The sequence below is a fragment of the Photorhabdus kayaii genome, from assembly GCF_025384895.1.
GTDB classification, from domain to species: Bacteria; Pseudomonadota; Gammaproteobacteria; order Enterobacterales; family Enterobacteriaceae; genus Photorhabdus; species Photorhabdus kayaii.
The window spans coordinates 15,374-28,278 of the sequence record NZ_JAJAFZ010000060.1; the positions used below are offsets into that span (position 1 = coordinate 15,374).

Genomic DNA, 12,905 nt, shown 5'->3' on the forward strand with positions numbered 1-12,905 from the left:
GATGTGACTCGCATATCTAACCAATTAACTTTCAATATCTGTCTGTGCCTTGATAATGATGGGCGGCTCGATTGCCAGTACCCTATAGCAAGCGTCTAAATGATGAACTCAAAGCTAATGTTTTTCAGCTATTGACACGATTCCGCTTGACGGCTGGCAAGGTTTTGGTAACTTTAGTAATAATTTTTAATTCACTAAAAAATAGCTGGTGGAACACTATGACTATCAAAGTAGGTATCAACGGTTTTGGTCGTATTGGCCGTATTGTTTTCCGTGCTGCACAAGAACGTTCAGACATCGAAATCGTTGCAATCAACGATTTGCTCGACGCCGAATACATGGCTTACATGCTGAAATACGATTCAACTCACGGTCGCTTCAACGGCACTGTTGAAGTAAAAGACGGCCACCTGATTGTTAACGGCAAAGCTATCCGCGTTACAGCAGAAAGAGATCCAGCTAACCTGAAATGGAATGAAGTAGGTGTTGATGTTGTTGCAGAAGCAACAGGTATTTTCCTGACTGACGAAACTGCACGTAAGCACATTGCCGCTGGTGCGAAAAAAGTTGTTCTGACCGGCCCATCCAAAGATGACACGCCTATGTTTGTTATGGGGGTTAATCACAAAACTTATGCAGGTCAGGAGATCGTTTCCAATGCTTCCTGTACCACTAACTGTCTGGCACCGCTGGCTAAAGTTATCAATGATAAATTCGTCATTGTTGAAGGTCTGATGACCACAGTTCACGCAACAACGGCAACTCAGAAAACCGTTGACGGTCCTTCTGCGAAAGATTGGCGTGGTGGTCGTGGCGCTGCTCAGAATATTATCCCATCATCTACCGGCGCAGCTAAAGCTGTGGGTAAAGTTATCCCTGAACTAAATGGTAAGCTGACTGGCATGGCTTTCCGCGTTCCTACGCCTAACGTATCTGTTGTTGATCTGACTGTACGTCTGGAAAAACCAGCCACTTATCAACAAATCTGCGATGCAATCAAAGATGCGGCTGAAGGTGAACTGAAAGGCGTGCTGGGTTACACCGAAGATGATGTCGTATCTAACGATTTCAATGGCGAAAAACTGACTTCTGTATTTGACGCAAAAGCAGGTATCGCTCTGAACGACAACTTTGTAAAACTGGTTTCCTGGTACGACAACGAAACCGGTTACTCTAACAAAGTTCTGGATCTGATTGCTCATATCTCCAAATAACTGTGAAAAGAGCTGCCTTTCCCCGGCAGCTCTTTTATACCCTATGGATTTCAAGATGCATTGGGTATATTATCGCCGTGAGTAATTAAAAACTATATGTAACACCTGTCCAAACAATACTTGAATATGACTTATTAACCATTGGGCTATCTTTAATTTCACTCGGTAAACGCTCAACGCGCCCCATCATAAATACAGACCATTCCTGGTTAAATTTATAATTAGCAGATAATTCCAGATAGGGAGTCCAACTATCATCTGGAGTATATTTTTCTAGTCCGCTATGGCGTGATTCACTATCTTTAATACCATATTCATAACGATTTTGTTTTTTACTATTCCAAACCACACCTAATCCTGGTTGTAATGACCAATCATCACTTTTAAATTCATATAAATAACCTAGGTCAATCGTTATGCCTTTACTTTTACCCAAAGTATCCGCAGCAAAAGAGCTACGCAACGTTCCCCAATCTTCAATATGACGATAGCTAAAGCCGCCCATCATAGTATCATGGCGACGATCCAACTTTTTCATCTGCTTATCTTCATTATCTTTTGGGCGAAAATTTTGAGGATAGTAATAGACATCTAAAGATAGCTGATCTTTTGGTTGATTCCACAAATAATATCCGGCGGCTAAAGTACGAAAATAGAAATTGTCACTTTCATAATTAACCATTGGAACAAACAACACTTTATCTTTATTCTTTACCCCCTTATAAGGTGATGCCTCAGCTAAAACAGAGGCGCCAATTGACCACTGTCCCGCATAAGCTAAAGATGAAGAAAGACAAAAAGTGACGACTGTGGCTAAAATTTTAGCTTTGTTGATCATGATTAACTATTTCCTTTAAAACAATTATGCGATTAGCTATATCAAGTGTAAAAGATCATTTCCCTCATTTCCAAGTAATAACGTCCTATTTTGCCTTAAAAAGCACAATATGTTTAGTGCCCGCCTAATTATTCTGACAAAAATAGACAGATTAGAGAAAACAAAGATATATTAATTTAGCCAAAACGGTAACTTATTTACTGCAATAATACCAAACGGTGACGACTATTTGACACGCTACCTAGTATTTAACGACATCATATAGATACCGGGACCCGATTTGCCAATGCGCACAATAATTCATAGCCAATCGTTCCAGAGCTCTCCGCCACATCATCCACCGGCAAATTTTGCCCCCACAATTCAACACGACTGCCAATTTGGGCCTGCGGACAAGGCGTTAAATCCACCGACAACATGTCCATTGATACTGTACCTAATACTTGGGTCCTAACGCCATCGACAATAATCGGTGTTCCCGTCATTGCACAACGGGGATAACCATCAGCATAGCCACAGGCGACGATACCGACGCGCATAGGGCCTGACACTGTATATTTACTGCCATAACCTATTTTGTCTCCTGCCTTGAGATTCTGAATAGCAATAATCTCACTTTGCAGACTCATCACCGCTTTCAACCCAATATCGGCAATATCTTTCCACTTTCCACTCGGTGAGGCACCATAAAGCACGATACCGGGACGTACCCAATCTCTATGAGTTTGTGGATACCACAAAGAAGCAGCTGAATTAGCCAAACATTGAGAAATATCCAACCCCTGACTCACCGAATTAATAACGTTAAGTTGTTCAGTAACACCGATCTCCTTATTATCCGCATTCGCAAAATGTGACATTAACGTTATTTGCCCAATTTGCCGGATACCTCTTGCTAATGATAAAACCGCGCTATATTGATCCACAGGAAATCCCAATCGATTCATACCGCTATTGAGTTTGAGGTAAATATTGATGGGTTTACTCAAATTGGCTGCTTCTATTGCTTCAAGTTGCCAATGGCTATGCACTACCGTTGTCAACTGATATTCATCAATTATTGGCAAATCTTCCGGTTTGAAAAACCCTTCCAATAGTAAGATTGCCCCCTGCCACCCCTGCTCCCGCAATAAAATCGCTTCATGAAAATCAAGTAAAGCAAATCCATCAGCCTGATCAAGATACCGCCATATACAATGCAGACCATGCCCATAAGCATTTGCTTTAACAACAGCCCAGATTTTACTATTACCGACCTTATTACGAATAATCGCCAGATTATTTTCCAATGCATCAAGATGGATCGTTGCCGAAATCGGACGTGGCATATTCTATTTAGCCTCTCAGTTCAGTGTGTAATTGATGGCTAAATGGCACCAATTTTGTATTAAAACCATTAAAATAACGAAATACTGATAAATCATCAGATGCAATGGCAGGCTTTTTACCCGAAATAATATCAGCCAGCAATTGACTGGAACCGCATGCCATTGTCCATCCCAATGTACCATGCCCTGTATTTAGGTAGAGATTGTGATATTCAGTCGGCCCAACAATTGGCGTACCATCTGGTGTCATTGGACGTAATCCTGTCCAAAAATGAGTCTGAGTAATATCGCCACCGCCTGGATAAAGGTCTTGCACCACCATTTTCAATGTTTCATAACGTGCTTTAAGCAGATTCAAATTGAAACCGACAACTTCTGCCATTCCACCCACACGAATACGGTTATCAAACCGGGTAATCGCAATTTTGTAGGTTTCATCCAATGCAGTAGATACCGGAGCCCGTTGTGCATCGACAATAGGCATAGTTAATGAATAACCTTTCAGTGGATATACTGGAATTTTGACAAGACCTTTCAGTAATTCAGTGGAATAAGCTCCCATTGCAACAACATAGTTATCTGCTGTCATAACACCATCTTCGCACTGGACGCCGGTAATCCGATGCCCTTCCACCAATAACTGTTTGACCTGTTTATTAAACAGAAACGTTACGCCTGCCGCTTCTGCCATTTTTGCCAACTCTTTAGTAAAAAGCTGACAATCACCCGTTTCGTCGTTCGGTAATTGTAAGCCCCCCGTCAGTTTGTCAGCGACATGTGCCAATGCCGGCTCTACTGTCGCTAGCTTATCTGCCGTTAATAAATTGTAAGGAACACCTTCCTGTTCAAGAACGGCGATGTCATTCACGGCATTATCAAACTGCTTATTGGTGCGGAATAATTGAAGCGTGCCCCCCTGCCGCCCTTCGTATTGAATACCCGTATCGGCCCTCAATTGTTTGATACAGTCACGGCTGTACTCTGCCAGTCGTACCATCCGGCTCTTATTTATCGCATAGTGACTTGCATCACAATTACGCAGCATCTGCCACATCCAGCGTAACTGAAACAACGATCCATCTGGACGAATAGCCAATGGAGCATGACGTTGAAACATCCATTTAACCGCTTTCAATGGAATACCCGGCGCTCCCCATGGGGTCGCGTATCCCGGCGAGATCTGCCCGGCATTAGCCGCACTGGTTTCCTCAGCAGCACTTCCCTGGCGATCAATGACAGTGACTTCATGACCTTGCTGTACCAAATACCAGGCACTGGTTACACCAATAACACCACTACCTAAAATAAGGATTTTCATCATGGCCCCCGGACGATTTAAAATTTTAGGCAAGCATAATATGCTGGTTATAAAAAACCAATATAGAACAATCATCGGTCACGTCAATAATCTACATTTATGATTTAGGTCACAATTAGATTACATTTATGCAACAGGCTTATTTGTGATTTATACATACCCAACTTATGAAAATTAATATTAAAATCATAAAATTAAGATAATAATTACGATATGAAACACATGCTAATTATTTCATATCAAGTTATTATTCTGAGTTTTTCGGTGAAAAAAATGAATCAATTAAACAACCACAAGATACCAACAACCATCAATTAATCAAAATAAAAACCCAATAAAAAACCAAAAAATCAGAATAATATTCTGAAATAGAGACATTAACAATTGGCTTGAGATTGAATGAGAAAAAAGAAACAAAACGCCCGGTACAGAGTATTCTGCACCGGGTCAATTTAAAATAATTTTGATTTGAAACGACTAGATCGGATAAGGCCTGGGATTAAGTAAAAATACTAACGAGATATCAGCGACGCACTTCAGACAAATCACTTGGCATCGTACTTTGCATACTGTGCCAAATGATACCGCTCTCTTTACCATAGTTACGTACACATTCCATAACGTTATCGTAAGATTTATCACGACATAATATCACCAGTTGCTGATAAAAATTCAGCGCCAATTTACGCGCCTCAGGATTAGAGAAGTAATAACGTCCTATACGGGTATATAGCCCTTTCAACCCATTGATAATAAGGCCATAAATTGGATTACCTGAAGCAAAAGCCAAACCACGGAAAATATCATAATCTAGCATACTAAACGACTCTGAATTATCTTCCACATGCTCTTTTTCTGCCAATACTTCCAATGATTTCCCCGGATTGTGCTTAAAAGCCGTGCGAATAAATATCGCCGCAATATTCGTTCTCACCGCCAGTAGGTTATCAATCAACTCAGGAACGCGATCGTGATCAAGACGGGCCAGAGTCTCTAAAATATTAAGACCCGATGTTTCCCAAAAGTTATTCACTTTTGTTGGTTTGCCATGCTGAATAGTTAACCATCCATCACGAGCCAAACGCTGCAATACTTCACGCAGGGTGGTCCTTGTCACACCAATTAACTCAGATAATTCACGTTCTGCCGGAAGAATGGAGCCTGGAGGAAAACGGCCGTTCCATATACTCTCAATAATATACTCTTCCGCAAAACCTGCGGGACTTTGAGCCTTAATGACCATATTTTTATTATTCCAACGTGATTTTTTCAACTAATAATAGACGAAATTATATCAGAATACGCAACTTCAATATAGCTATGTAGTCTAGAAAGCGTAAAGGCGGCCATGAAAAAAAGCGTACTAATGCTTAATTATATACCCTATGGATTTCAAGATGCATCGCGACGGCAAGGGAGCGAATCCCCGGGAGCATAGATAACTATGTGACCGGGGTGAGTGAGTGCAGCCAACAAAGAGGCAACTTGAAAGATAACGGGTATACCTCATTTCCCTTAAAACATTCTGTATAAAAGCGTACTATTGTTTAAAGAACACAATTTTACGAATTTAGAGGAACTTTAATTGCAATGGAAACCAGTATCCTAAAAACAGCGGTAAAAAACTTTCTCGGCAACTCGCCAGATTGGTATAAGCTAGCTATCACCATCTTTCTCATCACCAACCCATTGATATTCTTCTTTATTAATCCATTTGTCGCAGGCTGGCTGCTTGTTATCGAATTTATCTTTACTTTAGCAATGGCACTTAAATGTTACCCGCTACAACCAGGTGGCCTGTTGGCAATTGAAGCGGTCATTATCGGCATGACCTCACCTCAACAAGTTGGTCATGAAATTGCTAATAACTTGGAAGTTATACTGTTGCTGATATTTATGGTCGCAGGAATTTACTTTATGAAGCAATTACTCTTATTTGCTTTCACCAAACTCCTGCTCTCCATAAAATCTAAGCGTATGCTTGCCTTAGCATTCTGCCTAGCCAGCGCATTCCTGTCAGCATTTCTTGATGCCCTAACCGTGATCGCGGTAGTTATTAGTGTTTCCCTTGGTTTTTATTCTATCTACAACAACTTCATTACTGAGCAGCATGATGTAATTAATACTAAATATGACAATGGTACTGATATAGCAAAAAAGAAACAAACTCTTGAACAGTTTCGCGCTTTTTTGCGCAGTCTGATGATGCATGCAGGTATAGGTACTGCACTCGGTGGTGTAATGACGATGGTAGGAGAACCCCAAAATCTGATTATCGCCAAAAACGTTAATTGGGATTTTGTCACCTTCTTTATTCGCATGGCTCCAATTACCCTACCTGTCTTTATCTGCGGGCTGCTAGTCTGTTTTCTGGTCGAACACTTTAAATTGTTCGGTTATGGTACAGAATTGCCAGAACGCGTCCGACAGGTATTGGAAGATTACGATAAAAAAACCAGCGCAAAACGAACACGTAAAGAAAAAGCACAGCTTATTGCTCAAGCGCTAATCGGTATATGGCTCATTGTCGCACTGGCATTTCATCTGGCAGAAGTTGGTCTAATTGGCCTTTCAGTCATCATTCTAACTACGTCGTTCTGTGGTATTACCGAAGAACATGCACTGGGTAAAGCATTTGAAGAAGCACTACCCTTCACGGCATTACTAACCGTTTTCTTTTCTATCGTTGCAGTCATTGTTGATCAGCAACTGTTTACGCCATTTATTCAGTTCGTATTACAGGTTTCTGAAACTTCCCAACTTTCCCTGTTCTATCTGTTCAATGGCTTACTCTCATCAGTATCAGATAACGTGTTTGTCGGTACGGTTTATATCAATGAAGCAAGAGCGGCTATGCAAGAGGGCCTGATTTCACATAAACAATTTGAATATCTGGCTGTTGCGATTAATACCGGCACAAACCTGCCTTCCGTTGCCACACCTAACGGACAAGCCGCATTTCTGTTCTTGTTGACGTCGACATTATCACCATTGATTCGTTTATCTTATGGCCGCATGGTGATAATGGCATTACCTTATACTATTGTCATGACACTGGTCGGTTTGCTGTGTGTAGAATTTCTGCTAATTCCAGTCACTGACATGATGGTTCATTGGGGATTAATTGCTTTGCCATAACCAACCCATGCCGTATTGAGCAATGATTACGCTCAATACGGTTTTATTTTTCCCCGGAAAAGCCAGATTTACCTTAATTGACTTTTTTTGTTACCTGTAAATCGGCAAAATAGGCGCTCAATTGTTTATCTTAATCTGCATGGAAAAACGGAAATGATGCGATTTTTGAACCACTGTTCTCAAGGACGAAGCGCATGGCTGTTAATGATTTTGACTGCCCTGATACTAGAAAGCTCGGCATTATATTTTCAACATGCGATGAAATTACAACCCTGCGTGATGTGTATTTATGAACGGGTTGCTCTGTTTGGTGTGTTGGGCGCTGGGATATTAGGTGTAATCGCACCAAAAACGCCGTTACGCTGGCTGGCTATTATTTTGTGGGCCTACAGTGCCTGGAGTGGCCTGCAACTCGCATGGGAACATACTATGATGCAGTTGCACCCTTCTCCATTTAATACCTGTGATTTCTTCGTAAACTTCCCTTCATGGTTGGCGTTAAACCAATGGCTTCCTTCTGTATTCGAAGCTACAGGTGATTGTTCAGTAAGACAATGGCAATTCCTGACCTTAGAGATGCCACAATGGCTAGTCGGTATTTTTGCTGCTTATTTAGTTACTGCTGTACTCGTATTAATCAGCCAATTTTTTATTCGTAAATAATTACCAACTCAGACAGGTGAAAATGATTGTCTGATGAATCAAATATATACCCTATGGATTTCAAGATGCATCGCGACGGCAAGGGAGTGAATCCCCGGGAGCATAGGTAACTATGTGACCGGGGTGAGCGAGTGCAGCCAACAAAGAAGCAACTTGAAAGATGACGGGTATACTCTCAGAATCATGCCCAAGGCTCCTATAACCGGAAATCCGAACGGCATGTTCTGCACATATCAAGTTGGTTAATTTCTACCTCAAATTGATGCACAAGAACCTTGCAACAATGCCCTTTCATCACAACGCTTACCATTTACCAACTGGCAAACAGGTATTTGCGCACCATTTAATTGTATTGCGAATGCAGGCATACCACCCACATCAGAACAAATTGCTCTGGCATTGTCCCTAAGAGCAACTTCTGGTTGAAAATTTTTTGGTTGAAAGTATTGTATCCCCTGATATTGGGTGGATGTTTTCCCTGTCTGGCGACTACAACCAGCTAATACAGCAAGACTAAAGAGTACTCCTAATAAGACTGTTTGGCATCCTTTCTTATTACTGGCGTTTAACATATCTCTTCTCCAGAAAACGATTCAGGGAAAACAGGAACACTATTAATTGTTAATTAATGTGCACTGCTGTTAGAAAGCAGGTTTATTACCATTACACCAGCAACAATAAGAGCCATACCTAAAATAGCCGCCCAATCCAGCTTCTGCTGATATAAAAATATCGCGGCAACAGAAACCAACACAATACCCAAGCCAGACCATATGGCGTAAGCGATTCCTAATGGCACAACTTTGACTACCTGAGATAACCCCCAGAAAGCGATACCGTATCCAACAATGACCAGTATAGAAGGGAATAATTTACTAAACCCATCAGAGGCTTTTAATGAAGCCGTTGCTATAACTTCAGCAACAATTGCCATTGCTAAATATACAAATCCATTCATATCTTTACTCTCGCTATAGTAGAAAAAATAAATCGACCAACATTAATAGACAAAAACGGATTGAATCTATCACAAACGCTTTAAGGTGTAACGTAACAAAATTGATATATTTCGTTCCTTAAATCCAATTCAAACCTTATTTGCTACCTGTTCAACAGAAGTACTGTACAGGCAGGAAAATCGTTGGAGATATTTTACAAGGAATATAGAAAAGCGCTAATGATAGGTTATCGCTTTGAGATTTAGATCAGACTCATTCGTACGATACCCTTTAGGATTTCTAAGAAAACATAGCGCGGTAGAATTAAAAACCGGTAGAAATATAAGTTAAAAATAATCCTATACCTTATGGATTTCAAGATGGATCGCGACGGCAAGGGAGTGAATCCCCGGGAGCATAGATAACGATGTGAGCGAGTGCAGCCAACAAAGAGGCAACTTGAAAGATGACGGGTATAAATCATATTTGCCATAAATTACACCTAGTTAATTTACCTTATGTTCAAGTTCTCATTCTGGGTTGTTTTCCTTTGATTTCAATAAAAGAATTGTAATGAATCGTTAATTGCCTTATATAAATGTAAATATTGTCGGCTTGTCGTCAGACTAAATATATAACAAATTCCTCTCACTATTTCTATCCTTTATCACAGAAAAAACCGTATATTAATCAATATAAACAGACAAAGTCAGATTGAATCTATACATCACCTAAACTCCTATGAATTCTCACTCTGTAGGGATTAGCAACCCATTTATCATATATTGAAGATAATCCGATTATCTGATTAAGTTATGTTACCTAACGTTGAACCAACATGTTAAAAGCTACCACAGGAACAAATAGAGTATTATGAAAAGAAACATTCAACCCGGTTTCTGTGTCGTACAGCAACCTGGAGGATTGAGTTTTCAAGCAAGTCTGTTATTCAGCCATTCAAATAGCGAAGCGGCCCGCTATTTTATGGAATTAAATTCAAATTACCGATTCCTAAAACCGGGACAAATCCTGCTGGTGGCAGATCCAGACGCTTATAATCCGCCGCATATCATACAGCTATTGAAACAATCTCAGTATGAAGTCAACCAATCCGTTTCAGCTCTGCCTAATGAATATGCTGCGTTTTTGCATCGCCATTTTGGCCTGTTTCACTATGTACTTGATCAAGGAGGAACCTTAGTTGGTACCGCATCATCACTGGGTAACTCTTATTTTTCTCAAATTAAAAAAAATCTGTCAAAGTTACAGAAGCTTTATCAAAGAGAATATCGGTTAAATGGGCTAAACCGAAAATTTGCCAGTCCCGAGTTTTATGTAGAAAGACAACTGATTATGGGTAACTTAAAGGGATTATTGAATAAAGTTGGCCGACTCTCTTTGAAAATCGATCAACATCCTAATTTAAAACATGCGCTAAAGTTATCAACCAAAGCCATTGCTCACCAATGGGATAAAGCAGGGATTGGCGCAATAAAGGGATATAGTCAAACAATTATACAAAGTGAAAAAATGGTTAAATGGATGAAATATGGTGGCCGGGTTGCCATTGGTCTGGATTTTGTTGATACCACCGGACAGGTTATTGATGCCTGCAACTATGGGCAAACAAGACAATGTGAAAAAGTGGCCGTCAAGGAATATAGTAAATTTTCAGGTAGAACAATCGGAGGAGCAGTCTTTGGTTATGCTGGTGGAATTGCCGCAGACGCAGCATGTGTTGCTCTTGGTGCTACAACTGGGGGATTAGTTGCTGGAATTTGCATGATGGGTGGTGGTCTTGCAGGTGGTTATGCCGGTAGTAAAGGTGGAGAATGGTTCCTTGAACTTATTGTTGAATCTTCAATGGGACTTTAATATGAATAGAATCACTTTCATCATCTTGGTTATTTCTTGCGCTTCTTTTATTGGTTTTTTCATTATATCAGCAGCTATTTACAAAATAAATCAAAAAAAGATGGATAAAATTATTGAATTATATATGGAAAAAGGTTTTTGTTTATCATCAGGAGCATACATGGGGCATTTTATGGGTATTCACGGTCAATTTTATACTGCCGCATTTTTCTATAAATTATTAACAGGAAAAAGAATAAGAATAAATAGACCTAATAGTAAATATATGCCACAAGAGTCTTACGATTTCATTCAAAATTTACCCCCCAATTTAACTCACTGGATAAAAATATGTTTCATTACCATCAATATAAGTGTTGCATTTTTTATTATATCAATGGCAATATGCCTATTTCAAAAATACGCTTAATCATACTAAAAATTCAATGGGACTTTAATGTGAACATAATCACTCTTATTATTTTAATTATATTTTACATCTCTTCAACAATTATCCTTCTTATATCAATAGCCATTTACAAAATAAACCAAAAAAAGATGGATAAAATTATTGAATTATATATACCGAATGAACTTCAAGATGCTTGAGTCGTCAGATATAAAAATATTTAAATTCAACAACATAATCGTTTTTCAAACATGCACTTTGAAGTATCTTGAGTATATAGAAGAAGGATTTTATTTACCAACAGGCATAACAATACAACGCTTCGGAAGGATGCGTGATCAGTTTCAAGTCGTTATGTTCTTCTACAGGCTGTTAACTGGAAAAAAAATGAAAAAAAAATCATCCTGATAGCAAATATATGCACCAAGAATCTTATGATTTTATTCAAAATCTACCCTCCAGCTTAACTCATTGGATAAAAATATATATCATTACCACTTATATAGGTGGAGCATTATTTTTTACATCAACAATAATAGTCTTAATTCAAAAACATTATTCATTGTGCTAAATGGATATGTGTGGCTGTCGGTAGTGTAGTAGGTGGAGTTGCCGGAAGCAAAGCAAGAGATTTCTTAATCGATAAAATAGTAAGTGAATAACATGAATATCTTAATTAATACAGTTAACTTTATCATGCTTTCTTTATTTTTAGTTAGTATGTTTTTGTTATTATCTTTATTCGTTTTTTATGGAATAAATAAAAAATCCTTCACAGAAATTATAGACGAATATATACAAAATGGGTTTTTTATCCCACAAATTATATATGTAATATCGTTTTCCGGTTTCTATGGGAGTTATTATCTATCATGTTTTTTCTACCAGATAATAACTATAAGAAAGACTATAATATCTCGTGCTTTTATAGGCAATTCCATCCCGCAAGAAGCATATGAGTTTGCAAAGAGTATACCTAAAAAACTTGCCTCAATAATGATTGTCTATTATTATTTATTCTCTGCCTCTATATTCTTATTCATTTTAAGCTGTCTACTTCTCTTGTTATACAAGTATTTAACGAATACATAAAACACACCCTATTAATTAAAATACCAATGGGAAATTAACATAAACAGTTCAACTCTTATCATTATGACTATCCTTTACATTTCATTTTTTGTTTTTTTAGTTGTCTCAATCAT

At 39.0% G+C, this 12,905-nt stretch carries 12 protein-coding genes; 6 read left to right on the forward strand and 6 right to left on the reverse strand.

What is annotated here, in order from left to right; translation table 11 throughout:
- The first annotated feature begins 218 nt into the window (after positions 1-218).
- A complete protein-coding gene (gapA, locus tag LGZ98_RS18350; RefSeq protein ID WP_113041288.1) occupies positions 219-1,214 on the forward strand; it encodes a glyceraldehyde-3-phosphate dehydrogenase in 996 nt (331 codons plus the stop codon).
- Positions 1,215-1,299: 85 nt separating this feature from the next.
- Here the strand turns inward: gapA and LGZ98_RS18355 are convergent, their stop codons facing one another.
- The 4 genes from LGZ98_RS18355 to fadR all read right to left on the reverse strand — a co-directional run bounded on the left by LGZ98_RS18355 (position 1,300) and on the right by fadR (position 5,941).
- Positions 1,300-2,052, reverse strand: a complete 753-nt coding sequence (locus LGZ98_RS18355; RefSeq protein WP_113041287.1) for a MipA/OmpV family protein — start codon at positions 2,050-2,052, stop codon at positions 1,300-1,302.
- A 257-nt stretch (positions 2,053-2,309) separates the two neighbouring features.
- Positions 2,310-3,380: a catabolic alanine racemase DadX gene (gene dadX / locus LGZ98_RS18360; RefSeq protein WP_113041286.1), complete on the reverse strand. Its 1,071-nt coding sequence runs from the start codon at positions 3,378-3,380 to the stop codon at positions 2,310-2,312.
- 7 nt (positions 3,381-3,387) lie between these two features.
- The gene (locus LGZ98_RS18365; protein WP_113041285.1) at positions 3,388-4,698 is read right to left on the reverse strand and encodes a D-amino acid dehydrogenase; all 1,311 of its coding nucleotides are present in this window, start codon (positions 4,696-4,698) and stop codon (positions 3,388-3,390) included.
- Positions 4,699-5,221: 523 nt separating this feature from the next.
- Positions 5,222-5,941, reverse strand: a complete 720-nt coding sequence (gene fadR / locus LGZ98_RS18370) for a fatty acid metabolism transcriptional regulator FadR (RefSeq protein ID WP_113041284.1) — start codon at positions 5,939-5,941, stop codon at positions 5,222-5,224.
- A 347-nt stretch (positions 5,942-6,288) separates the two neighbouring features.
- On the opposite strand from fadR, the gene nhaB reads away from it, so the two are divergent.
- The 3 genes from nhaB to LGZ98_RS18385 all read left to right on the forward strand — a co-directional run bounded on the left by nhaB (position 6,289) and on the right by LGZ98_RS18385 (position 8,745).
- Positions 6,289-7,836: a sodium/proton antiporter NhaB gene (nhaB, locus tag LGZ98_RS18375; protein ID WP_113041283.1), complete on the forward strand. Its 1,548-nt coding sequence runs from the start codon at positions 6,289-6,291 to the stop codon at positions 7,834-7,836.
- A 153-nt stretch (positions 7,837-7,989) separates the two neighbouring features.
- Complete coding sequence (gene dsbB, locus LGZ98_RS18380; RefSeq protein ID WP_113041282.1) at positions 7,990-8,499, forward strand: disulfide bond formation protein DsbB; 510 nt, start codon at positions 7,990-7,992, stop codon at positions 8,497-8,499.
- 114 nt (positions 8,500-8,613) lie between these two features.
- The gene (locus tag LGZ98_RS18385) at positions 8,614-8,745 is read left to right on the forward strand and encodes a hypothetical protein (RefSeq protein WP_262978373.1); all 132 of its coding nucleotides are present in this window, start codon (positions 8,614-8,616) and stop codon (positions 8,743-8,745) included.
- 8 nt (positions 8,746-8,753) lie between these two features.
- On the opposite strand, the gene LGZ98_RS18390 is transcribed toward LGZ98_RS18385, so the two are convergent.
- Both LGZ98_RS18390 and LGZ98_RS18395 read right to left on the reverse strand, forming a co-directional pair.
- Complete coding sequence (locus LGZ98_RS18390) at positions 8,754-9,071, reverse strand: putative hemolysin (RefSeq protein WP_113041281.1); 318 nt, start codon at positions 9,069-9,071, stop codon at positions 8,754-8,756.
- Positions 9,072-9,124: 53 nt separating this feature from the next.
- Entirely contained in the window at positions 9,125-9,457 is a 333-nt protein-coding gene (locus LGZ98_RS18395; protein ID WP_049581354.1) for a DMT family transporter, read from the reverse strand.
- An 853-nt stretch (positions 9,458-10,310) separates the two neighbouring features.
- On the opposite strand from LGZ98_RS18395, the gene LGZ98_RS18400 reads away from it, so the two are divergent.
- Positions 10,311-11,312 carry a hypothetical protein gene (locus tag LGZ98_RS18400; RefSeq protein WP_262978374.1) on the forward strand — a complete coding sequence of 334 codons (1,002 nt, stop codon included), beginning with the start codon at positions 10,311-10,313 and terminating at the stop codon, positions 11,310-11,312.
- A gap of 1 nt (position 11,313) precedes the next feature.
- Positions 11,314-11,721, forward strand: a complete 408-nt coding sequence (locus tag LGZ98_RS18405) for a hypothetical protein (RefSeq protein WP_113041279.1) — start codon at positions 11,314-11,316, stop codon at positions 11,719-11,721.
- Positions 11,722-12,905: the final 1,184 nt, after the last annotated feature.

Coding starts and splice junctions, on each gene's coding strand:
- fadR (WP_113041284.1), bottom strand. CDS start 5,941: ATGGTCATTAAGGCTCAAAGTCCCGCAGGTTTTGCGGAAGAGTATATT.
- LGZ98_RS18400 (WP_262978374.1), top strand. CDS start 10,311: ATGAAAAGAAACATTCAACCCGGTTTCTGTGTCGTACAGCAACCTGGA.
- LGZ98_RS18365 (WP_113041285.1), bottom strand. CDS start 4,698: ATGAAAATCCTTATTTTAGGTAGTGGTGTTATTGGTGTAACCAGTGCC.
- nhaB (WP_113041283.1), top strand. CDS start 6,289: ATGGAAACCAGTATCCTAAAAACAGCGGTAAAAAACTTTCTCGGCAAC.
- LGZ98_RS18355 (WP_113041287.1), bottom strand. CDS start 2,052: ATGATCAACAAAGCTAAAATTTTAGCCACAGTCGTCACTTTTTGTCTT.
- LGZ98_RS18390 (WP_113041281.1), bottom strand. CDS start 9,071: ATGTTAAACGCCAGTAATAAGAAAGGATGCCAAACAGTCTTATTAGGA.
- dsbB (WP_113041282.1), top strand. CDS start 7,990: ATGATGCGATTTTTGAACCACTGTTCTCAAGGACGAAGCGCATGGCTG.
- gapA (WP_113041288.1), top strand. CDS start 219: ATGACTATCAAAGTAGGTATCAACGGTTTTGGTCGTATTGGCCGTATT.
- dadX (WP_113041286.1), bottom strand. CDS start 3,380: ATGCCACGTCCGATTTCGGCAACGATCCATCTTGATGCATTGGAAAAT.
- LGZ98_RS18405 (WP_113041279.1), top strand. CDS start 11,314: ATGAATAGAATCACTTTCATCATCTTGGTTATTTCTTGCGCTTCTTTT.
- LGZ98_RS18395 (WP_049581354.1), bottom strand. CDS start 9,457: ATGAATGGATTTGTATATTTAGCAATGGCAATTGTTGCTGAAGTTATA.